This is a genomic window from Telmatocola sphagniphila (genome assembly GCF_018398935.1).
In the GTDB taxonomy this organism is placed as follows: domain Bacteria; phylum Planctomycetota; class Planctomycetia; order Gemmatales; family Gemmataceae; genus Telmatocola; species Telmatocola sphagniphila.
In genome coordinates this window covers 2,174,856-2,195,078 of record NZ_CP074694.1, presented here as the reverse complement: position 1 = coordinate 2,195,078, position 20,223 = coordinate 2,174,856, and the positions used below count along the sequence as shown (strand labels likewise).

At 50.8% G+C, this 20,223-nt stretch carries 18 protein-coding genes and 2 pseudogenes; 13 read left to right on the top strand and 7 right to left on the bottom strand.

Annotation, left to right across the window (positions count from 1 at the left end; all coding sequences use genetic code 11):
• Positions 1-70 precede the first annotated feature (70 nt).
• From KIH39_RS26575 to KIH39_RS08750, 8 genes are all read left to right on the top strand, one after another.
• Positions 71-256 (top strand): hypothetical protein, encoded by a 186-nt coding sequence (locus KIH39_RS26575; RefSeq protein WP_246539615.1) that lies wholly within the window; start codon positions 71-73, stop codon positions 254-256.
• Between the two features lie 470 nt (positions 257-726).
• Positions 727-1,269 (top strand): hypothetical protein, encoded by a 543-nt coding sequence (locus KIH39_RS08780; protein ID WP_213498960.1) that lies wholly within the window; start codon positions 727-729, stop codon positions 1,267-1,269.
• A 321-nt stretch (positions 1,270-1,590) separates the two neighbouring features.
• Positions 1,591-1,863 carry a PAS domain-containing protein gene (locus KIH39_RS08775; protein WP_213498959.1) on the top strand — a complete coding sequence of 91 codons (273 nt, stop codon included), beginning with the start codon at positions 1,591-1,593 and terminating at the stop codon, positions 1,861-1,863.
• A 124-nt stretch (positions 1,864-1,987) separates the two neighbouring features.
• A complete protein-coding gene (locus tag KIH39_RS08770) occupies positions 1,988-2,479 on the top strand; it encodes a fasciclin domain-containing protein (RefSeq protein ID WP_213498958.1) in 492 nt (163 codons plus the stop codon).
• Between the two features lie 1,191 nt (positions 2,480-3,670).
• Positions 3,671-4,102: a hypothetical protein gene (locus KIH39_RS08765; protein WP_213498957.1), complete on the top strand. Its 432-nt coding sequence runs from the start codon at positions 3,671-3,673 to the stop codon at positions 4,100-4,102.
• Positions 4,099-5,616 carry an ATPase domain-containing protein gene (locus KIH39_RS08760; protein ID WP_213498956.1) on the top strand — a complete coding sequence of 506 codons (1,518 nt, stop codon included), beginning with the start codon at positions 4,099-4,101 and terminating at the stop codon, positions 5,614-5,616. The genes KIH39_RS08765 and KIH39_RS08760 overlap by 4 nt, the downstream gene beginning before the upstream one ends.
• Positions 5,617-5,625: 9 nt before the next feature.
• On the top strand, positions 5,626-6,906 hold the full coding sequence (locus KIH39_RS08755; protein WP_213498955.1) for a sensor histidine kinase: 1,281 nt from the start codon (positions 5,626-5,628) through the stop codon (positions 6,904-6,906).
• 298 nt (positions 6,907-7,204) lie between these two features.
• Complete coding sequence (locus tag KIH39_RS08750) at positions 7,205-7,534, top strand: hypothetical protein (RefSeq protein ID WP_213498954.1); 330 nt, start codon at positions 7,205-7,207, stop codon at positions 7,532-7,534.
• Between the two features lie 1,309 nt (positions 7,535-8,843).
• Here the strand turns inward: KIH39_RS08750 and KIH39_RS08745 are convergent.
• The 3 genes from KIH39_RS08745 to KIH39_RS08735 form a co-directional block, all read right to left on the bottom strand.
• Positions 8,844-9,008, bottom strand: coding sequence for a DUF3309 family protein (locus KIH39_RS08745; RefSeq protein ID WP_213498953.1), 165 nt, complete (start codon positions 9,006-9,008; stop codon positions 8,844-8,846).
• A 60-nt stretch (positions 9,009-9,068) separates the two neighbouring features.
• Entirely contained in the window at positions 9,069-9,818 is a 750-nt protein-coding gene (locus tag KIH39_RS08740; RefSeq protein WP_213498952.1) for a COG1470 family protein, read from the bottom strand.
• A gap of 576 nt (positions 9,819-10,394) precedes the next feature.
• Positions 10,395-10,808, bottom strand: a complete 414-nt coding sequence (locus KIH39_RS08735; protein WP_213498951.1) for a hypothetical protein — start codon at positions 10,806-10,808, stop codon at positions 10,395-10,397.
• 611 nt (positions 10,809-11,419) lie between these two features.
• Here KIH39_RS08735 and KIH39_RS08730 point away from each other — a divergent pair.
• Entirely contained in the window at positions 11,420-11,857 is a 438-nt protein-coding gene (locus KIH39_RS08730; protein WP_213498950.1) for a hypothetical protein, read from the top strand.
• 38 nt (positions 11,858-11,895) lie between these two features.
• Here KIH39_RS08730 and KIH39_RS08725 read toward each other — a convergent pair.
• The 3 genes and pseudogenes from KIH39_RS08725 to KIH39_RS08720 all read right to left on the bottom strand — a co-directional run.
• A pseudogene (locus tag KIH39_RS08725) lies at positions 11,896-12,402 on the bottom strand (IS630 family transposase); the annotation flags it as partial.
• Positions 12,403-12,430: 28 nt separating this feature from the next.
• Positions 12,431-12,622: pseudogene (locus tag KIH39_RS27060) on the bottom strand (helix-turn-helix domain-containing protein); the annotation flags it as partial.
• Between the two features lie 223 nt (positions 12,623-12,845).
• A complete protein-coding gene (locus tag KIH39_RS08720) occupies positions 12,846-13,424 on the bottom strand; it encodes a hypothetical protein (protein ID WP_213498949.1) in 579 nt (192 codons plus the stop codon).
• Between the two features lie 359 nt (positions 13,425-13,783).
• On the opposite strand from KIH39_RS08720, the gene KIH39_RS08715 reads away from it, so the two are divergent.
• Both KIH39_RS08715 and KIH39_RS08710 read left to right on the top strand, forming a co-directional pair.
• Complete coding sequence (locus KIH39_RS08715; RefSeq protein ID WP_213498948.1) at positions 13,784-14,350, top strand: ECF-type sigma factor; 567 nt, start codon at positions 13,784-13,786, stop codon at positions 14,348-14,350.
• Between the two features lie 79 nt (positions 14,351-14,429).
• Positions 14,430-16,868 carry a serine/threonine protein kinase gene (locus KIH39_RS08710; protein WP_213498947.1) on the top strand — a complete coding sequence of 813 codons (2,439 nt, stop codon included), beginning with the start codon at positions 14,430-14,432 and terminating at the stop codon, positions 16,866-16,868.
• Here KIH39_RS08710 and KIH39_RS08705 read toward each other — a convergent pair.
• Positions 16,865-18,412: a hypothetical protein gene (locus tag KIH39_RS08705; protein WP_213498946.1), complete on the bottom strand. Its 1,548-nt coding sequence runs from the start codon at positions 18,410-18,412 to the stop codon at positions 16,865-16,867. The two genes, KIH39_RS08710 and KIH39_RS08705, sit on opposite strands and share 4 nt — an antisense overlap.
• A gap of 73 nt (positions 18,413-18,485) precedes the next feature.
• On the opposite strand from KIH39_RS08705, the gene KIH39_RS08700 reads away from it, so the two are divergent.
• Together KIH39_RS08700 and KIH39_RS08695 are read left to right on the top strand one after the other, a co-directional pair.
• Positions 18,486-19,199 carry a tetratricopeptide repeat protein gene (locus KIH39_RS08700; protein WP_315852416.1) on the top strand — a complete coding sequence of 238 codons (714 nt, stop codon included), beginning with the start codon at positions 18,486-18,488 and terminating at the stop codon, positions 19,197-19,199.
• A gap of 208 nt (positions 19,200-19,407) precedes the next feature.
• Complete coding sequence (locus tag KIH39_RS08695) at positions 19,408-19,779, top strand: hypothetical protein (protein ID WP_213498944.1); 372 nt, start codon at positions 19,408-19,410, stop codon at positions 19,777-19,779.
• Positions 19,780-20,223 lie beyond the last annotated feature (444 nt).

The following is a 20,223-nucleotide window of genomic DNA, read 5'->3' as shown; positions in this document are numbered from 1 at the left end:
CAACCGCTTCTGGTCCGCCGCTGATTTCGCCCAGCGCCGCGACGCCGCCAAGGAGAAAGCCGCCGCAATCTTGCCCAAGCCGCCCGAGGGCAAGGGGCCGGGATGTGGCCCACCCCTGCCGAAGGAGGAACTCGAAGCCACTCGGTACTCGGCGGTCGGTGACGTGGTCTACGGCGTGGCTGTGGTGGACGGCACGTTCTTCGTCCGCACCGGAACCGAACTCATCTGTGTCCGTGCCCTCATAAGTGAGAACTAATTCCTAAGAGTTATTCCGTTAAGTTGATGCACCGTTAGATGCGGCTCATACTGGTCGGGGGCGTCCTCGCCGGTGCGATGGCCTGCAAAAGCTCGGGGGCGGTCGCCTTTGACTTCAAGACCGAAGAGGAAAAACCCAAGAAGGCGAAGCTCGGACCGACACGCCGCGTGCAGGTAGCAGAGTTGCACCAACGTTCGTTGGCCGACGCGGGATCTATAGGGGCCGTTCGCTGCAAAAATTCCATTGTCCAGCGGAATTACGCACGACTTCGGTTTGAGAGGAATGATCGAGAGATATTTGCTTGTGTCCAAAGAAGCCTCCTCGATCCTCATTCCTTTGAAGTGATTAAATTTTCAGGCGTTAGTGATTCAAAATTAACAACTTTACATCGTTGAAGTCGTTTAATTCAAAGGGTAGCATTTATCACTTACAGTCCCGGGATTTTCCCTCTTTTTATTTGGAGCAAGTCCATGAAACATTTTCTCTTCGCTTTCGCCCTTATGTTGGGAATGACGAGTATCGTTCGCCCCGCCGACGATAACAACCCGTTCAGGAAAGTCAAGGAAGGGGACTGGGTGATCTTTACGATGACCATGGAAAGGGGCACGATCAAAAGCGTCGGTGACAGCAAAACCACAGTCACTGCCAAGACGGACAAGGAGGTCACAATCTCTACCGTCATAACACTCGACGGCCAGAAAAGTCTTCCTCGGGAAGAGAGAATCGATTTGACCAAACCTTATGATCCGATCTGGTTGCTGGGCCTTAAAGACTATTCGGGTGTCAAGCTCGAGAAAGGGGAAGAGACCCAAGAGAAGGTCAAGCTCGGAACCAAACAATTCGAATGTACTCTGTTGAAATCTAAGACCACAAGCGGCATTTACACCACTCACAATAAACTATGGACGAGTAAGGACGCTCCACTGGGAGGCATGGTGAAATTGGAAGTTCTCGGCGAGCGTGGAGCGCCGGCCAATACCTGGCTAGAACTCAAGGGATCGGGCAGTAAGTAAAAGGGGCAGCGCGTAACCCTGAGATGAGTTTTGAACCACTCATGCAAAAAGTTTGAGCAGGTTGGTTACGCTAAGAATCAACCTCAAGACCGCCAGGACGAAGTCACGGACGACTCTCAGATGACGTGATTCCCACATTTGGATTATCCCCTCCCGTCTGCGTGAGCCCAATCGAGAATCGAACCCTGGTCGCAGGTCAGTACAGCCTGAAATATTCAAGCGAACGCTTGACTACTTCTGTATAGTTTTTTTATCACCCAAATTCGATTGCACGGATCATCAGCGAGCCTGGCGCACCGTGGCAAATCAAGGAGCAACGCGATGGCAGTATTGACGCGCGAAGCGCCAGCGGACGGCCACGTTTTTGAGGACATCGCCGACGCCATGCCCCACATGGTTTGGCTCGCTGATCCTGACGGTGGAACCACTTACCACAATCGCCGAATCCTTGAGTATACCGGGCTTCCTGCGGGCGTCACCCTCGGAGCCGGATGGGAACAGGTGGTCCACCCGGACGACGTGTTAGCAAGTCGGGTTTCCTGGCGGCACGCCGTCTCCACCGGGGAGCCGTTTGAGACCCCCACAACCCTGTAGGTGAAACGCGTAAAAGAGACTCCCATACAGAATAGGTTACTATTGGTAACTCCCGGCGGTCTAGCATTAGTCCGTTAGCTCGCAATCTGTTTCGGGCACAAAAAGTCTACAGGGAGATTTTAGGATGAAAATGCGACTCAATTTTTTGACTTTCTGTTTTGGATTAGCCACTGCCGTTTTCGGCTCCACGAGTCGTGCGGAAGATGCTAAGGCCGAAGCGAATATTGTCGATACCGCGATTGCTCACAAGAATCTGAGCACACTCGTGACTGCTCTCAAGGCCGCAGGTTTGGACGATCTTCTGCGCGAAAAAGGCCCTTATACGGTATTTGCTCCCTCAAACGCGGCCTTCGAAAAGATCGGTCAAGTGAAGTTGGACGCACTACTGGCGGACAAGGAAAAGTTGAAAAAGGTTTTGCTTGCTCACGTTGTTGTCGGAAAGAAAGTCATGGCTGCCGATGTTATGGAAATGGGCGGCAAAGAAGTCAATACTTTCCCAATTAAAGTCGAAGGCAAATCGGTGATGCTCGGTGATGCCAAAGTCACAAAGACCGACCTCGTGGCCACTAATGGCGTGATCCATGTAATCGACACGGTTTTGATGCCCAAAGATTAATTTTCTCGATGCATTGCAGATCGAATAATCTGTCGTTGTGAAAGAGCGAATTCCACGATACTCCCCCAATAGGAGAGTACGTGGAATTCGCTCAATTTCGATCGATTATCCGCATAGTGTTTCCGACCGAATATTATCTATAACCGATCAGATCTAATAAATTCAAATCGGATGAATTAAATACTTTTGAATCCCAAGATGGAATTGATGGGTATCCGAAGTTTCTAATATTTTGTTTTATTGAGTACTAATAACTGGAGGGCGAATCGTTGAAAACCATCAGTCTATTCTGTTTTTTGGCAGGCTTCTTATCGATCTTCGGCGCGATAGCCGTTTGGTTTTTAGCCAAAGAGCCCGACGTGGCGCATGGGGAGCGATTTGGTATTTTTATCGGCCTCTGGGCACCCACATTTTTCATCTTGTCGGAAAGAGTAAGGCTCTTCGCGGAAGGAAGACCGACTAATTCCCTGCTAAAGCTCGACAGTGAGAGAAGCGTCTGATTCGACGACGCCTCAGGGTGAGGCCGGCCACTTTTGGGGATTAGAATAACCTGGAAATTTGTTACATTTCTGGAGTGATCGTCAAGTTGGCATGCATCGATAGGCTCCGTTAAACAGAGGTAGCGATTCGCCAATCTTCAACGATCTTTTGGAGTATCCCAGAAAGTGCCTCCGTGTCTAGATATTGGAATCAGTCTATCGGACGCTTATCCGCGGCGAAGGATCAAAGCCTCGAGGCCTGAATATCAAATTCGCGTTCAAATTCTGTCGACCGCCGAAATAATTCGTTAGATTCCGCATTAAAATCGACGACCCGAAGTTAATCGACTGAGGGATGCCGGATCTTCCACACTCACCGGCCGAACGCGAGATGGTCTTCCAATTGCATTCAAAAAAAATTACTGGGAACGCTATTAATCGATGCTGGGAACCGGCATATAGGCCTGCTATTTGCAGATCGCGTGGAGTTTGTCCGACTGAATTCCGCCAATTTTACTATATTTAAGGAGGTGGAATTATCCTCAGTCCAAAAAGTTCAAGGACGAGTCCTACTCCAGGTCATCCACCCGCAGTTCGGATCGAGTACTAATTCGAGAGTCATGAAGTTGGGTTAAAACTGGTCTGTCGTACCCGACCCAAGAGTTAGGGATTCGCAGTTTCGATCCGACACGAGTTAAGAGTTCGTCGAGTGATGAGTATAGTTTCACCCAGCATCCGAAATCTGGCTCGGCGATTAATCGTCCTAGAAGCGGCGCGCGAAGATTCGCCCGTTACGAACAGTGGCGACGCGATGCGAGTTTACGATCGATTGCGCCTGCCACTATCGAAACTTGCCGGTATAGCCGGTTTTCGCTCCCTCATGTCGCGGGCGCTGGTAATGGCCAAAGCGGAACTCCCCTCACTAGTCTCGATAAGCGTGCTGGAGGATGGTTCCTTAAAGAAACTCGATTGCCCGGAACAAGATCGGATGGATGACGGCAAAGGAGAGATTGTGGTCTTGGCGCATTTGCTGGGGCTACTGGTGACATTCATCGGTGAACCGCTCACGCTTCAACTGGTGCGCGACGCGTGGCCGAGCGCCTCGATGATCGGAATAGACTTCGCAAGTGATGAGGGTTTATGAACGCCGACGATAAAGTAATCATCCGAAAAATTCCTACCGGTGTTCCGGGTCTGGATGAAATTCTCGGTGGGGGATTGCCCGAGTATTCGTTCAACATCATTGCTGGCGCGCCCGGCTGCGGTAAGACCACTCTCGCGCACCAGGTCATATTCGCGAACGCGACTCCGGAGCGCCCGGCTCTCTACTTCACGGTACTGGGCGAACCGGCCATCAAGATGCTGCGATACCAGCAGCAGTTCAACTTTTTCGACCCCGCTAAACTCAACTCGGCCGTACGGTTCATCAATCTGAGCCATGTCGTTCTGGAAAAAGATCTTAATGCGGTATTGCAGGAAATCGTCAAGGAAGTCGAGGCAGCCAGCCCCGGCCTGGTGGTAGTGGATTCCTTCCGAACCGTAATCCGAAGAGCTCAAGGAGGCACGGCGGAATTGGAACTTCAAGGGTTCATACAGCGGCTTGCACTGCACCTCACCAGCTGGCAGGCAACGACTTTTCTCATCGGCGAGTACACCGATGGGGAAATTCGGGATAACCCCGTGTTCACCGTGGCCGATGGTCTGTACTGGCTGTTCCAGCAGGTCGAACGAAACTCCATCGTCCGGAAACTTCAAGTTATGAAACTGCGTGGTCAGACCTCGGTCCCCGGCCTTCATACTTTCCGTATCACTAACGATGGTTTGCAAGCTTTTCCTCGCACTTTCGGTCTGACCGGTCGAGCCGTCAAAGCCCGCAATCGCAGGCGGCTTCCTTGCGGAATTGCCCAGTTGGATGCCTTGCTTCAAGGCGGAATTCCCGAAGGGGACAGTCTGCTAATCGCGGGGCCATCGGGATCGGGAAAGTCTGTATTGGCCACCCAGTTCATTGCGGAAGGACTCCGCCGGGGGGAGCCGGGAATCGTCGCAATCTTCGAGGAACGTCCAGAGGAATATGCGGGGCGAGCCGCTAATCTCGGCATGGATTTCGATAAGTTTCAGCAGGAGGGCAAGCTGAACATCATTTACCTGCGACCGCTCGATTTATCGGTTGACGAGACGATGCGAGAGATTCTCGACGCGGTGGAAAAGACGGGTGCAAAAAGAGTAGTCATCGATTCTCTCGCGGGCTTCGAGATGGCGCTCGCTCCCGCGTTTCGAACCGATTTTCGGGAGTCGCTTTATCGGATGATCGGCGCATTGACTCGGGTCGGGGTCACGATTGTGAGTACTGTTGAAGTAGCTGAAACTTTCACCGAGCTGGCACTCAGCCCTTATTCGATTTCTTTTCTGAGCGACGACATCATTCGATTACGCTATGTCGAGATTAATGGACAGCTTCGCAAAGTTTTAATGGTGGTGAAAATGCGGGCGGGAGACCACAGTAAAGATATTTGCGAGTACGAGATTACTTCCCAGGGCTTTAGGATCGGCGAACGCCTGATGGGCTATCACGGCCTTATCACCGGCATCCCGGAACCAATCAAACCTGGCATTCAGGGCCTTCACGAAATCCCAGACGAGCCCGATCAAAACGAATAGGTGCGATACATGGATCGGGAACCAATATTTGAAGCTGGTAGGCAATCGCCCGATCTCCCGAAGCTCTGTCGTTATCTGTCTGAAAGATCCCCATTGCCCATGGTCGCCGTTCATGGATCAACCCACATCGTCTCTTATCTGAACCCCGCCTTCGCTCGCCTCGTCGGTAGAGACCGGTCGGAGCTTATCGGTTTCTCGTTCGCGGATGCAGTACCGGAGGGGGAAGCTAACGGATGCATCGCCCTGCTGGACCGCGTTTTCCATACGGGGACGCACGAGTGCCTTATAGAGCAGGAACATCGCCAGTCGCATCCGCGAACGGTTTACTGGTCGTATGCGGTGTGGGCAATACTCGGAGAGGTCGAGCAACCGACGGGTGTCATGATACAGGTAACGGATGCAACGGAGATCGCGCATTTCCGTCGACAATCCATGGGAATGAATGAGGAACTTCTGCTTTCGACAATCCGGCAGCATGAATTGGTGGAGGCAGCGGAGTCCCTTAACGCCAAGTTGAGGGAAGCCCACGATCAACTCGAGGAACGGGTGGCGGAGCGGACCGCGGAGCTGGCCGCGGCAAACGATACACTGAGAAACGAAATCCGGATCCGCGAAACGGCCGAATCGGATCGCCGGGATCTACTTCGGCGGTTGGGAACCGCCCAGGAAGAAGAACGACGTCGCATCTCTCGCGATCTTCACGATCAGATGGGGCAACTGGTAACGGCGCTGGGCCTGGGCCTTAAAGCACTCGAAGATTCGACCGTTGACCCATCCCCGTACCGGCCTCATCTGGTGAGACTTCGGGAACTCAACGATCAGATAGGCCGCGAAAGCCATAAGCTGGCCATGGAACTTCGCCCCACGGCTCTGGACGATCTGGGCCTTCAGGCGGCACTGGCAAATTACGTCGAAGCTTGGTCCGAACAATCCTCAATTGAAATCGATTTCCACTCAACGGGTTTCGATGGCCAGAGACTCGACTCGCTTATTGAGACAAGTCTCTATCGCGTGGTTACGGAAGCTCTGACGAACGTCCTGAAACATGGAAAAGCACATCGTGTCAGTGTGATTCTCCAGCGAACGCCAAATCAGGCGGTGGCATTAGTCGAAGATGATGGCATCGGGTTCGACTCCGAATCCATGAAATCTTCCGATGCGCACCTGGGAAGACTGGGTCTACGCGGAATGCAGGAGCGGCTAACTTTAATCGGCGGCACCTTGACAATTGAATCTACACCCGGAAACGGAACTACCATTATCGCCCGCGTCTCTCTGAGCAACGGCTGAACAGAGCAACTGATTTCCTGCAAACGCAGGTTACCCACTTTCAGGAACAATTATCGATAAAACCCGGGTTCTCACGAACGCAGCCAGTCCTTTTCGGGTCCATGCTCGCTTCCAGTGATTGTTCTCTGTTAGAAAATGGTGAATTCGGCCCAGTCGGTTTCTTGAATGACCCTCTGGTAAGTGAGGCACAATTGCATTTATTATGTCGCGATAATCCATAGAATTTAAGAAGCCTGTATAGTAAACGCGCCAAATCTGTAAGGGTTTTGCCGCGAATTGAACCAAAGGATGAGTACTCATGGCAAAGAAGTCAATTGCAACGAAGCACCAATTACATGAAGTCGGAGGCGAAGCTTTAAATAAAGCGCAAGCGCGAAAGGCTGGGGCTAATTTCGAGTGGCATTTTGGGAGAATCAGTAGACTAGGCTACTTTGAGATAGCAGGTGGCCGAAGTGTTTCCATTCTCTGGGAAGAGGGCGGAGCCACCTCTCAACAAGGCAATATCAGCGATGAACAGTGGGAGATTTTCAAACTCGCGTTCAAGACGACTGGAAGGATAGCGATCCATAGCGATGAACAAGAGGGAATGTGGATGTATGATTATCGCTTCCTGGAAGCCGTTCGATAGTACACTTGGATCTATTCCGCTTCTGGTTCAAGTTGTCTCGGTTAGAGGATTTAGAATCCTTGAATCCGGTATTTTAAGAACCTCGATCTTATGCCTCCTGGAGAAATAAGATCGATAGAAGCCTGTAGATATTCCTCTGAATCAGTTTTTTTCGCCTCTCGCCCCAGTTAAAGTTATTAGATCATTTATACCGTCAGGCTATATATGCTCGAAATAATCACAAATCACCCGGATAACATCCGAGATACAATAACCGGGAAAATACAAATTCACTCAGTCGAGAACTGTTGTGTCGTTACTGTTGTCTGACTCCACGAAATTTTCCTCGATCTCTTTTTGCAAGAAATAAGTTCTCATTTGAAGTTCATCGACGAAGTCGAGCAGTTCGGATTCTTCCCAATTTTTAGATTCCAGCTGCAGGCGGTGGCTCCAGGCAATCATGTAGGATGTTTGCGAGACGGGCGGGGCGAGAAGATGCTGGTTGCGAAGCTTCGAAAAAGTGAAAAAGCGGTATCTGCTCCGGGTGACTGCGCGCAATTTGGGACTTTTAATGAGAAAGTTGTTCGGAGTGGGAACGGCGAGGAGCCTGCAGGGCTTCGCCAGCCTTTTTGGCCTTATCTATTTTGTCATTAACGCTCTTGGAGAAGATTTTAAAGATCTCGTTTTCGTTCGGAGTCTGAAATTTTTGAATCCCGGAATTCGGGTTGCCTCAGCTGTAGCGTGATCAAAAGCCCGAAAGATGGATTAGTTCAACAGGCTGTTAGCGGATCGGCAGTCGATCTCAACGTACTCGTGTTCGATTTCAGGTTGATCCGATAGCCTCGTCACACCGACGCATTCCTTAATCACTCAGCCAATGAGCTTGGCGATTGCAAAGGCAGCCGACGCGGCCACTCCCCCAACGAGTAATGTTTGACCGGCACTCCTCAAGGGACGATTCGTAGCGAATCGCCCTTTAACGAATCCGATGGTTCATAAATACGGACAAAGAAATATTTTTCTGGTAGTGCTTATGTCAAATTCTTCAAAAAGGACCGACTGTTTGCGATATTCAGCGTAGAGAATGGAATGCGTATCTCGTTGAACTTTTACGGTGTAATGTAGACGACTAACGGAAAGTCGAATTCGTTTTCCATCAGTCGTCTGGGTCTTCCTGGAGGAGTTTAACAAAGGGAACTATTCCGACCATTCATTGACTCTTTTGTAGTGTGAAAGATCAACTTCCGGGGTCCTACCAGATATTTTCTGTATGTGTATCCAGGCGGACGTTCCTTTGTTAGCTTTGCAATGGTCGATTGCATCTCAATTATTAGAAGCTGTAAGGGATATGTCCCAAAAGCAACAAGACGAGAACGACCACTACAACTAAACCGAGAAATCCACTGGGCCCATAACCCCAATTCCGGCTATATCCCCAGCTTGGTGTAGCGCCCACGAGAAGCAATATCAGAACAATTAATACGATGAGACCCATAAATCCCCCATTCTATGTAGAAAAACAAGTTGCTATTTCGGAATGGAAATCACTCCGGTTTTATTTCTTGGCAACAGTGAATTTGAATTCGTGGCTGGCATCTGCTCCCTTGGTGGGATGTGCTGTTATTTGGACCGCAAAATCACCTAAGCCTGCATCTTCTTTAGCCTTAAAAGAGATTTTGGTGTCCGCTTCCCCGTTTTTGATGACAGCAGAAGTCGGTTCGACAGAAATTCCCTTTGGCAAGCCATCGAACTTCAGTGAAACGTCCTGATCGAAAGCTTTATCTCGGGAAATGGAGATTGTTACGATCTTGGTTTCGCCTTGCTTGAGGGCAGTCGTCCAGAAAGGGACGCTTAGTGTAAAAGTGTCTTTCTTCGAGACGGTTAGCTTAAATTGTTCCGTCGCGTCGCCCCCTTTCGACGGGTGACCGATGACCTTGATTGTGAAATCGCCCAGAGAAGCATCGTCACCTGCTTTTAGAGTGAATTTCGCATCCGTACCCTTACTCAGAATGACAGGTGCAGTGGGCTCTAAGACAACTCCTTTGGGTAGATCTTCAAATGCAAGCGTTACGCTTTGATCGAAATCCGTTCCACGCTTTATGCCAATTGTGCCTGCACTAGCATCTCCTTGTTTCAAGGAAATTGCGGATGCAGTCAGGTTAAAAGTATTGTCTGCCTGCCCGTAAGCAGGCGTTTTTGATTTGGAATCGGTCGCTCCGGGACCTCCAGGAGTACCACTCTTGTCACAACCGAAGTTGACAGCGAACATCGGCAAGAGGAGCGAAATAACAAAAAAACGCTTCATAGTCGACACCCCAATTGATAAGAAGATTCTGACCATTGCAAAATACGAAGCCAAAAAAAGATGGCCTGCATCAACGATCTGCCGTTTGAAAGATCACCATCCAAAAGCGGCTATACTAATAGTTTCTGGATTTTTCAAGCAAGCGTTGACGGGCAATCTGGTCTAATTTTGTCAGGAAATGTCGAAAATGTTCGATTGTCTGAAATCGAGAAAATCGGAGTTGTAACTGCCGAATAGCATAGACAGGATGATCTAAAAATTGAGCTACCGATTATCAGTGAAAGCAATCTTTAATATTCATCGCTTAATTTAGCTCGGCATAAATCACTAATATTTAGAGCCAAAATAATATCCAGACGATTTATATCCTTTTGCGGCTGTAATAGTAGCCGCCCCAGCCGCCAAATACTAATAGCAATACCACAACCAAAATGATTAGTTCACCAGTACTCATGATCTCTCCTTCGTTAAAAAATGCAAAAACACAAGAGTGTTTACTCTTTTTGTCAATGACGTGAAATATACGGTTAAGCCGATTTAGAAATACTATTCCGTTCAAAGCGTTCAACTGGGCGATTAGGCGCACATGACGTTATCGGCTTTTTGCTCTTCAAAATAATTTCGAATCAACTTCGCATCGACCGTGGTATGAGGCGACACTCCAAAGACCACTCCACCTTCCTTTAGCGATTCCTCATAAGCGTTGGCATTAGCTTCCGGAATGCCAAGCTCCACTAAGCCACCAATGGCTCCTCCCGCTACTGCACCGGCCCCACCTCCTGCTAAAGCAGCGACAATCGGTCCAGCTACAATCAGGCCTAATCCGGGGAGAGCGATAGAAGTGCCAATAGCCAGGATCGCTCCAATGGTCGCTCCTACAGCCGTTCCGATCACTCCGCCCTCCGCCACACCCTCGACTGCAGGGCTGCCGGATTTTATCTGACCTTCTACTCCGTCATTGTGGTAGCCCTTCCGTGTTCCTTTCGACATTAACACGTTAATCTCCTCTGGACGATAGCCAAGGTCCAGCAACCAATTGAACGCCCTTTCAGTAGCATGGCGGTCTCGCATAATCGCTGTGATCATTTTTTGTTTAGACTTTGTAGCCACAATAAATTCCCACTCTTAAAATATTCATGAGAGCGATATCGTTTTCTTTGGCTTTTGTTTGAGAGGACCGCATTCAAGTCCACTCCTCGGCTTCGAAAAACCGATTATCGAGTTGAGTTCGCGGCACAGAATTCGAAACGAGCTCGACTCATTGAAATGTGAGGGATTTTTCTTGCAGAAACTAATCATAAAAATCTGAGACGAAAATTTTGCGGATTTCAATTTAAATTAGCGGTCTAGCCTGCTAAATTCATTTTCTGGATATCGATTTAAGTTGGACTTACTGCAAGTAGATTTAGAGGTTCTTCTCCGTGGACATCAAACGAACTTCCTTTCCCCTTGAGAAGGAATCTCTCGACCAAATCTTGGTAAATACGGGGGGTCTAGTTCAAGAATTTCGGATCAAGAAGTCCACGTTGATAATCTGGATGGTATTCGGAGTCGTGATGATTCTGATCGGGATTACCGGCATTCTGTTAATCGCAAATTTGATGTACGATTCCTTCCAGGCCGTCAAACCTGAGGATAAACTCACTTTCCAACAGCGGATCAAAGTAGGGTCGATTTTATTGCTACTAATCGGCCTGATTTACTTTGGTTCGGACCGAATCAAACATTCACGGAAAATGCTGGGATCTCGTATTCTTCTTACAAATGAAGCTTTGTTGTACGTAACCGAGCAAACAACTAAAATCTTCCCCTGGAAAGAGCTCAAATGCTTTCGGCAAGATCGAATTAAAGGAACTAATGAGAAGCACCCCGGATACCCAGCCATGAATCGCGACATGAAATGTTCGATTCTGAGAATCGACGGAGAGCAATTTGACTATGACTTCGATACGATTGAAAATCATCAAGCTTTGACTCGTCTGATCTACGATGCACTTAAAGGAACGGATATTCCATGGGAATTTCAGGAAAAGAGCTAATGCGTGGGCAAGGTTTCATTTGGGACTAGTGTAGTGCCTCACACAGAAGGTGTTTTATCCAAGGTAGCTCTAGCCCGGCGGACTTTCTCCAGAATAGCCTCGGCTTTGGCGGTCCACTGGAATCCCTTTCCTGTGTTATTGTGATGATCGATGTAGCCTTCAATCCCCTGGATTAATTGCGGCACAAATCGAAATGTGCCTCGACGCAGTCGTTTGTCTGTTAAGTCGCGAAACCAGCGTTCCACCAGATTCATCCAGGAACTGCTCGTGGGGGTGAAATGCATGTGGAATCGAGGATGCCGGGCGAGCCAACGCTGAACTTTGGGATGCTTGTACGTGGCAGGTTTGTCCACGATCAAATGCAAGTCCAAGGCCGGATCGGTGGCAGCATCGATCCGTTTGAGAAACTTGATCCATTCCTGGTGTCGATGTCGTGGCATGCATTCGCCAATTACTACGCCTTCCGCCACGTTCAAAGCCGCGAAGAGAGTGGTGGTGCCATGACCCATGTAATCGTGAGTCAGAGTGCCGCAACGGCCGGGCACCCGCCAAACGCAGCTTCGCTAATCGGGTCCGCCAGCGCGCCACTGTGGGTTTCGACGTGCCGCACTGCTGAGCAATGTCCTTGTTCCGTACACCTGCGGCCGCCGCGAGTATGATCTTCGCCCGCAGGACCAGCTGAGCGGGAGTACTTCGTCCCCGAGACCAAGAAGTCAACGTTTGTCGTTCCTCGTCAGAAAGTAAGATTGGCAGCGCGACTTTCATGGGTTTTCTCCTTCTCTATAGAGTAACTACAAAAAGGAGCTAAAAGTAACGCTATTTCTGAGACACTACACTAGCAGATCATCGCATTGGGATCGAAAATATGAAATACTTTCTCCTCTTCGGCATCCATTGGGTCTTTTCGGCCGAGGAGGAATACTTGATCCACGATCACAGTGCGGAATCGTTTAGATTTAGGAGGGCTGGCTTAGCGAGTAACGATCTTTTATTGCTGGAATTGGTTCAGCAAGGATTTCAGCGGTTTTTCAGCAATGAATCTCACGCAATCGTTTTCGAGCATGGCCGAGCACCACGCGATGACTTCGGCTGAAGATAGGCTGGATTTTTTAAGAGCTTGGATGACCACGTTGAGACATTCCTCGATATCATCGGTCATTAGGCCTTCGTCGCTCATTTCCACTTGATGACTGCCTAGTTTCATCAGTTCCAGCGACAACTGCATTACCACAGCACACTGTTCCGCCGCAACCAGTAATTCCAAAAGACGTTTCGCTTCTGCATAAGCTTCACGATCGTAGTTGAAGTTGCGATTCATGTCCCGTTTGTCGAAGGCGGTCGCGTCAACGATCGCTTGACGCGTGGCAGCTTCTAGTCGTTCAACGGAAGCGGTCATCTTAAAGCGGATCGTGAGTTTCCGAAGAATCCTTAGGTCCTCCTCGGCCAACACCAGTAGAAATTCCACCAATTCGACTTTCTTTCTCTGGGTGAGAGCTTGACGCAGTTCGGATGTGGATTCTGAGAGCTTGGAAGTCGAATCGGTGTTTCTGGATTTACGCGTGGCCATGGGTTCGGCATCCTAGGTTTGGCGACACGGATATTCTACAGGTTCGACATGTTCTTGATTCTAGAACGGTAGATCAAATGCTTACGAAGCTAAACAGTCTGACCGAAACGAACAAGGGAGAACCTTCAGCCTCCCGACGCCTCAGTTCTGTTTGCCAGTAATAGTAGGCCGCTTCACTGATTCGATGCCCTTGGAAGTAGGTTCGAAGGAATTCGCTGCTGGACGCTAATCCCGAATAGTCTACTTCCAAAGCGGAGGAGCCGCAAGTATTTTTGAGTAAAGTGGTTGTGTCGTTGCAGGAGCAGAAAGCTCTCAACTCTTCCTGGCAGCTTATCGAGTAGGAAATAGACTATTCCTTCATGTCGAATCTCACTCAATTGCTTGAATGGGCACATAACGGGGATCGACGGGCCGCCTCGGATCTCCTTCCACTCGTGTACGAGGAGCTTCGTAAGCTCGCCGCGACGCGCATGGCGAACGAAGCCCCCGGCCAAACTCTCGATGCGACCGCCCTCGTTCACGAGGCCTACTTGCGCTTGGTGGGCCCGCTTGGGGAACGACAATTCGCTAGCCGAGGGCATTTCTTCGCCGCCGCCGCGGTAGCGATGAGGCGCATTCTCATTGAAGCGGCCCGCCGGAAAGACCGGCTGAAGCGCGGCGGCGACCTGCAACGCGTGGCTGTCGATCTTGACGCTCTCGCAACTGGGATTCCCGAAGAAAATTTGATGGCTCTGCACGAGGCCTTGGAACGATTCGCCCTCCATGACCCGGTCAAAGCTCAACTCGTGGAATTACGATTTTTCGGAGGAATGACTCTACCGGAAATCGCCGAACATCTGGGTATTTCTCTTTCGACGGCCGAGCGCGGCTGGCGGTATGCCCGAGCCTGGCTGTACACGGCCATGCTCGAGGAAAAAAAATCTTAAATTACCTGACGGGTTTACAGCTCCGAGGGCGCCTATAGTTGGGACGGCTCCTACGAGTCGATCGCCGGAGAAACGTGTCATGACCGAAGAAGCGTTATTTCTAGCGGCGTTGGAAAAGAATTCCCCTATCGAGCGGCAGGCGTTTCTCGATGAAGCTTGTGGGGCGGACACCCTGCTCCGCGCTCGAGTTCAATTGCTCTTGGAAGCTGATGCCCGGGTTCGTGGTATCCTGGATCGACCGGAGCCCGGCGATCCCGAAGAAACCGGGGCGTACCTACCGAAGGAGCAATCGGGTACAATCATCGCCGGTCGCTACAAGCTGCTGGAGCCGATTGGCGAAGGAGGTATGGGAACCGTCTGGGTCGCGGAACAAACGCAACCGGTGCGCCGAAAGGTCGCACTTAAGCTCATCAAGGCAGGAATGGATTCGAAGTCTGTGTTGGCCCGCTTCGAAGGGGAACGGCAGGCCTTGGCCCTTATGGACCACCCCAATATCGCCAAGGTACTCGACGGGGGCTTGACGGAGACCGGCCGACCCTACTTCGTGATGGAGTACATCAAAGGGATTCGGATCACCGAGTTTTGCGATACCGCCCGACTCAGCATCCCCGAACGTTTGCAGTTATTTGCACAAGTGTGTCAAGCCGTCCAGCATGCCCATCACAAAGGAATCATTCATCGCGATCTCAAGCCTTCGAATATTCTGGTCGCGCCCTACGATGATAAGCCGGTCCCCAAGATTATTGACTTTGGACTGGCTAAAGCCATGCACCAATCGCTGACGGAGCGAACCCTTCACACCGCTCACGAAACAGTACTTGGAACGCCGCTATATATGTCTCCCGAGCAGGCGCAACTCAACAACTTGGACGTCGACACGCGGTCGGATATTTATTCGCTGGGAGTGCTCCTCTACAAGTTGTTGACCGGGACCACACCGCTGGAAAAGAACCGCTTCAAAGAAGCGGCCTGGGAGGAAATTCGACGTCTGATTCGCGAGGAAGAACCGCCCCGCCCGAGCACACGTCTGAGCTCGACTAACACGCTTCCCTCCTTGGCCGCTGGCCGGCAGACCGACCCTGCCCATTTAAAAAAACTCATGCGGGGCGAATTGGACTGGATCGTCATGAAATCCTTGGAAAAGGACCGATCCCGCCGCTATGAGACGGCGAATGGCTTTGCCTTGGATATACAGCGCTATCTGGCAGGCGAACCGGTGCTTGCGGTGCCGCCCAGCAGAAGCTATCGTCTTCGCAAGTTCGTGAGAAAGAATCGCGTAGCTTTGACGACCGCATCAGTGATTACTTCGCTCGTCGTGGCGGGAGTTATGGGAGTGTTAGTGGTGAAACTCCAGGCCAACCGTGACCTCACAGCCAAGAACACTGAATTGGTTGCCGAGCAAGTCAAGGTGGAGAAACGCTTCGAACTAGCCCAGAAAGCGATTGCTAAACTGCACAGTGGCGTCGGCGAGGACTTATTGCTTAAGAGTGGACAATTCAAGGAGCTGCGAAACCAGCTTTTGAAAGAAGCCGGTGAGTTCTATGGCGATATGGAAAAGCTTCTGGAAGGAGAAGTCGATCCTAAATCGCGGAGTCTCCTGGCGGACGGGTATTTTCAACTTGCCGATCTAACCGATCAAATCGGTTCCAAGCCAAAGGCACTTGCTCTACATCGCAAGGCGCTGGAAATGCGGAGGAATCTGGCAGCTGCGCCAGGGTCGGATTTGAAGACTCAGCTTAATGTAGCCCGAAGCTTGGGTGCGGTGGGTTATATATTGCTTTTCACAGGTGATCTAGACGGCGCGATGCTGAATTTTAGAGAACAACACGATACGGCCGCAGCACTTGCAAAGGATTCTCCGACGGAAGCGGTCCAAGTCGTCGTGGCACAAAGCTTAACGCGGTTCGCCATGGTTCATAGGTCAAAGCAAAGGCCTTCGGAGGCGTCGACCGAAACTGATATGGCCGCGGCCATCTTGAGGAAGTTATCCAAGGTCAATCCCACCTCCGAGGAACTTCAACAAGAGTTGGCTCGAACTTTGGAGCAATCAGGTAAGTTACTTTGGGAAGCTGGTAAATGGCAGCCGGCGTTAGCGAACCATGATAATGCTCACGTAATTTGGAATAAGCTGGCAAGTACACATTCCGACATTTCGAGGTACCAGTACTCACTGGGAATAAGCGACTATTACATCGGCGACACTTTATTGGATGTGGGGAAACCCGCACAGGCTCTCCCATCTTTGAGGAAAGCGGCTGCCATCGCGAAGAACCTGGCGGACACTTACCCCGCGGTCACAAAATTTCAGATTATGCTAGCGTTTATCCAACGCGACATCGGTTCAGCACTATCGGATATGGGACGGTCCGCGGAAGCGAAGGAGGCACTTCTGCAAGTCATGGAAAACTGTGAACGCATTGACAAATCCGATTCCAGTCTCGTTACCGTACGGGAGCCTTTAGAGTCTTTCTTCTTATCTTTTGCGCTTTTTGCGCAAACTTTTTGTGTATTTTATTAAATCGCGGTTTTGAGTTCTTTCGGGAACTCTTTGATGCGGATACGAACGGCCGCCGCCATCACCGCATTGCCTTTATCCGTCACGTGATAGCGATGCGCCCGCGGGACTTTCCGAATCAATCCATGAGCGCGCAACCTTCCCAATTGTCGCGAGACTCGTTGCGTTTGCCGACGCCGTTCAGCGGCATCCCGGGCGGGCTCGTTCAACGCTTTCAGGATGTCGTGGTTGCGAAACCCATTGATGCGATTATCGCCGCATAAGACAGCCAGGAATAGCTTCTGTTCTTCGGCGTGCATCAAGTTCAAGCCGCGTCGCTTCCGGTTACCCAGAGAGACGGGTTGACTCAGTTGGTCGAGTTGACGCACGGTGACCGAAGGAGCGTCCACAACGGCCAAAGCCTCGAGATAGCGTCGATTCGAAGCGCGGGCGACTTCGAGGTAGCGATAGAAATTAGACACGCCTTTGTTCATGGGGCACCAGGCCATTTTTTCGACCCCTTTGCGGATGCATCGACGGCGGACGTGGAACTCGCCTGGCTGGTTGATTACTGTTTCAATGCGGAGAATCCGTTCGAATTTGTCGTACATTTTCAGCCAATTGCCTTTCATGCGGTGCTTGACGCGTGTGCCCGGTGCCCGTTTCTTGCGGCCCAGAGTAAGAATTTCTCCGTCGAATTGAGGATAGAGCTTGCGTCCCAGGAATTTCATAATGTCGTCGGCAGAGAACTGTTGAATCGAGTGATCGACCAGACGCGGGTAAAGAGCTTGTAAGTCTTCACGACTTCGGAACAAAACGTCCGTGCTGTACTCGGCTCGATCGATCACCCAGTAGTATTGGCAGCGGTTCAGCCAGTCTTTTTTCAATAGCGGATTGGCCCGGCGGACCCAACGGTCGAGAATTTTGATCCAATTCAAATGGGCAAAGCGATCGGCCAGGCGTTGAGCGGCTTCGGGATTGTCGAGTTGAACGAAGGCATTATCGCTTTGAAGGAAGCCGATCTGCTTTTCGTTCATCTGGCGGGCCAGCCAGTCGTGACCGTTGACGTAGACTTGGACGCTGTAAGGAAAGAAGGTTTGGATGCGGACATGGATCAGTCCGAACTCGGGATCGAGAGAATAGAAATAGACGACGCGTTGCGGGCGAGACGTGAAGTACAATTCCGGTCGATCCTTGCCGGGACGCAGCTTGACGCCGCGACAGGTTTCCATGCAGCACAGCACGGCGACCAGTCCTTCCTTTAGACTGCGTTTGGCAATCTCCTCGCGGATGATCTGCTCTTTGGTGTGCTCCCCTTGGAGAAACCGATAAGGAGCACCGGCTTCGGCGGCGACTCGTTTGCCATGTTCCACCAGTTCTTCGGACAGACCTTCCAGGAAGGGAACGAAGTCTTTGCGACGCATGCCCAGTCCGCTATCGCAGAGACGGTGGAGATCTCCATTCTTGAAAAAGGGAAGATACCCTTTGAAAATCACGCGGTCGTAACATTCCAGAACGGATAGAATGGAATCGGCGAACTTCTTCGTAAATGAGTTGATCGTCGGCATGGCGTCGAGTCTCCAACGGTTGTGTGGTTACTTCCATTGGATAAACCGACGCCATGTTCGTTAATACCTAGGGTTGCGGGCATTGCCCGCGTTAAGAGAATGCTACAACACACTGGGAGATGTATGCGTGCAGCTGGGGAATTCTGCGGAAGCCCTAAAATTCTACGAAAAATTGCAATCCTATTTCCTGAAACATGCTAAAGCTGATGAAGCTTTCAGTTCACAATTAAACTATCTATTAGCGCGCAGCCTTGTTAAATCCGGTCAGATACTCCGCGCCGGCGGGAATCTCAAACAGGCCTTGATGAATTGCCAAGAGGCGCTATCTCTGATCGAGAAGATCAACGTTAACGAACTTCCAATCGCTTGGCTGCGGATTGAACTGGCATCCAAGCTCGCAGGACTGGGGGCCGTCCAGCGCCGTTTGGGGCAACCCAAAGAGGCAGTCAGGTCAATCCGCCGTGCTATTGAATTGGTGGAGCAATTGCCAATGCTCGCCCCGCGCGATTATTTCAACCTCGCCTGCTACCATTCTGAACTTGCGGCAATCGCATCAAACGAAGCCTCAATTATTACTACTGAGGAAGGAAAAGCCGAAGTTGAGCAGGCAATGAAATCGCTCCACCAAGCAATTGCCGAGGGGTTTACCGGGGTAGGTCGTTTGAAGTCGGCTGCCTCTTTAGAACTTCTTCGTCCGCGTGCGGATTTTCAGAAGCTGGTTAAGGAATTGGAGGCAAAAGTCTCGAAGTTAAATGGCATGATTTCTCCATTACGAGAGAAGAAGTAAAAAATCGTTAGTGCCGTTCGGCGTTGAAAGTAAGGCACGCGCGATCGGCGCGAGGACTTTGCTGTTGAGATCACGCCGCCACTTGAGCAGTCTGACCTGGAGGAATTGGCCAGTTCTCTGGACTGCGGCCTCCCCCAGCCTTAGTCTCGCTCCCTCAGGACCGCCGCGTCTTCGATCTCGTTCCGGTACGCATGGCCGACTCCGGAGGATGAAACGGAAGAACTCTTTTGCCCCGCGAACAACTTGGTGGCGTGGCGCGAAGAGTGCCTGGACTACTGCCGGTTTTCGCGGCTACCTGCCACAGGCTTCGGAGGAACAGTGCAAGTCCGTGGGACAGTTCTATGAGATGGTGGTGACGCGTCTCACTGAAGCCGTTACCGAATTCCCAGAAGCCAAACCAATTCAGGTGCCGCGACCTTATGCTAGTCCGAAGTCGAATGAAATCCGGCTATGTCCCGCCCTTTTCCAAAAATACCCAGTATTCTGGTGGTCTCAGACCTACTTCGAGGAGTGCGTGTTCCGGCGCCTCGAGCCATTGCTGGATTGCGCTTACTTCGAGGTAGTGGTATTCGAAGTGTAGCCGGGACTATTATCAGATCTTGGGTAGATCGCCAACGGCTTCCCGAACGATCACCCGGCCCAAACGAATTCCGAGGCTCGCAATCCGTCCTGAAGAAAAAGTTCAACAGAGGTCACCTCAACCCGGATAAAACTAGACAAATTGAACTGGGCTGTAGAAAACTCACTACATGGGAATTGTGCGGACTTATCGCTTCGCAATGTCCAAGAACAGCCGCAGGGTGGGCGATAAGTTGTCTGCCCTCCAAGCCAATCGCAGAAGTAGTTCAAAGTTGAGATATCGAAGGGTTTCGAAGTCTAGTTCCTTCGGCTTCTGAAACATCTCAAGAACCATCCCTTATTAGGGAACAGAACGTCGGCAATCTAACTCCGAAGGGTGCGACCCTTTTTATAGAAAAGCTCGATTAGTAAAGGGTTATCGAGGTCGTGTGAATGCCATTCCCTT

Bases quoted from the DNA above. Each gene is read 5' to 3' on its own strand.
- KIH39_RS08740 (WP_213498952.1), bottom strand. From the start codon at position 9,818: ATGAAGCGTTTTTTTGTTATTTCGCTCCTCTTGCCGATGTTCGCTGTC.
- KIH39_RS08770 (WP_213498958.1), top strand. From the start codon at position 1,988: ATGAAAATGCGACTCAATTTTTTGACTTTCTGTTTTGGATTAGCCACT.
- KIH39_RS08735 (WP_213498951.1), bottom strand. From the start codon at position 10,808: ATGTCGAAAGGAACACGGAAGGGCTACCACAATGACGGAGTAGAAGGT.
- KIH39_RS08720 (WP_213498949.1), bottom strand. From the start codon at position 13,424: ATGGCCACGCGTAAATCCAGAAACACCGATTCGACTTCCAAGCTCTCA.
- KIH39_RS08765 (WP_213498957.1), top strand. From the start codon at position 3,671: ATGAGTATAGTTTCACCCAGCATCCGAAATCTGGCTCGGCGATTAATC.
- KIH39_RS08710 (WP_213498947.1), top strand. From the start codon at position 14,430: ATGACCGAAGAAGCGTTATTTCTAGCGGCGTTGGAAAAGAATTCCCCT.
- KIH39_RS08695 (WP_213498944.1), top strand. From the start codon at position 19,408: ATGAAACGGAAGAACTCTTTTGCCCCGCGAACAACTTGGTGGCGTGGC.
- KIH39_RS08760 (WP_213498956.1), top strand. From the start codon at position 4,099: ATGAACGCCGACGATAAAGTAATCATCCGAAAAATTCCTACCGGTGTT.
- KIH39_RS08745 (WP_213498953.1), bottom strand. From the start codon at position 9,008: ATGGGTCTCATCGTATTAATTGTTCTGATATTGCTTCTCGTGGGCGCT.
- KIH39_RS08780 (WP_213498960.1), top strand. From the start codon at position 727: ATGAAACATTTTCTCTTCGCTTTCGCCCTTATGTTGGGAATGACGAGT.
- KIH39_RS08755 (WP_213498955.1), top strand. From the start codon at position 5,626: ATGGATCGGGAACCAATATTTGAAGCTGGTAGGCAATCGCCCGATCTC.
- KIH39_RS08705 (WP_213498946.1), bottom strand. From the start codon at position 18,412: ATGCCGACGATCAACTCATTTACGAAGAAGTTCGCCGATTCCATTCTA.
- KIH39_RS08750 (WP_213498954.1), top strand. From the start codon at position 7,205: ATGGCAAAGAAGTCAATTGCAACGAAGCACCAATTACATGAAGTCGGA.
- KIH39_RS08715 (WP_213498948.1), top strand. From the start codon at position 13,784: ATGTCGAATCTCACTCAATTGCTTGAATGGGCACATAACGGGGATCGA.
- KIH39_RS08775 (WP_213498959.1), top strand. From the start codon at position 1,591: ATGGCAGTATTGACGCGCGAAGCGCCAGCGGACGGCCACGTTTTTGAG.
- KIH39_RS08730 (WP_213498950.1), top strand. From the start codon at position 11,420: ATGTACGATTCCTTCCAGGCCGTCAAACCTGAGGATAAACTCACTTTC.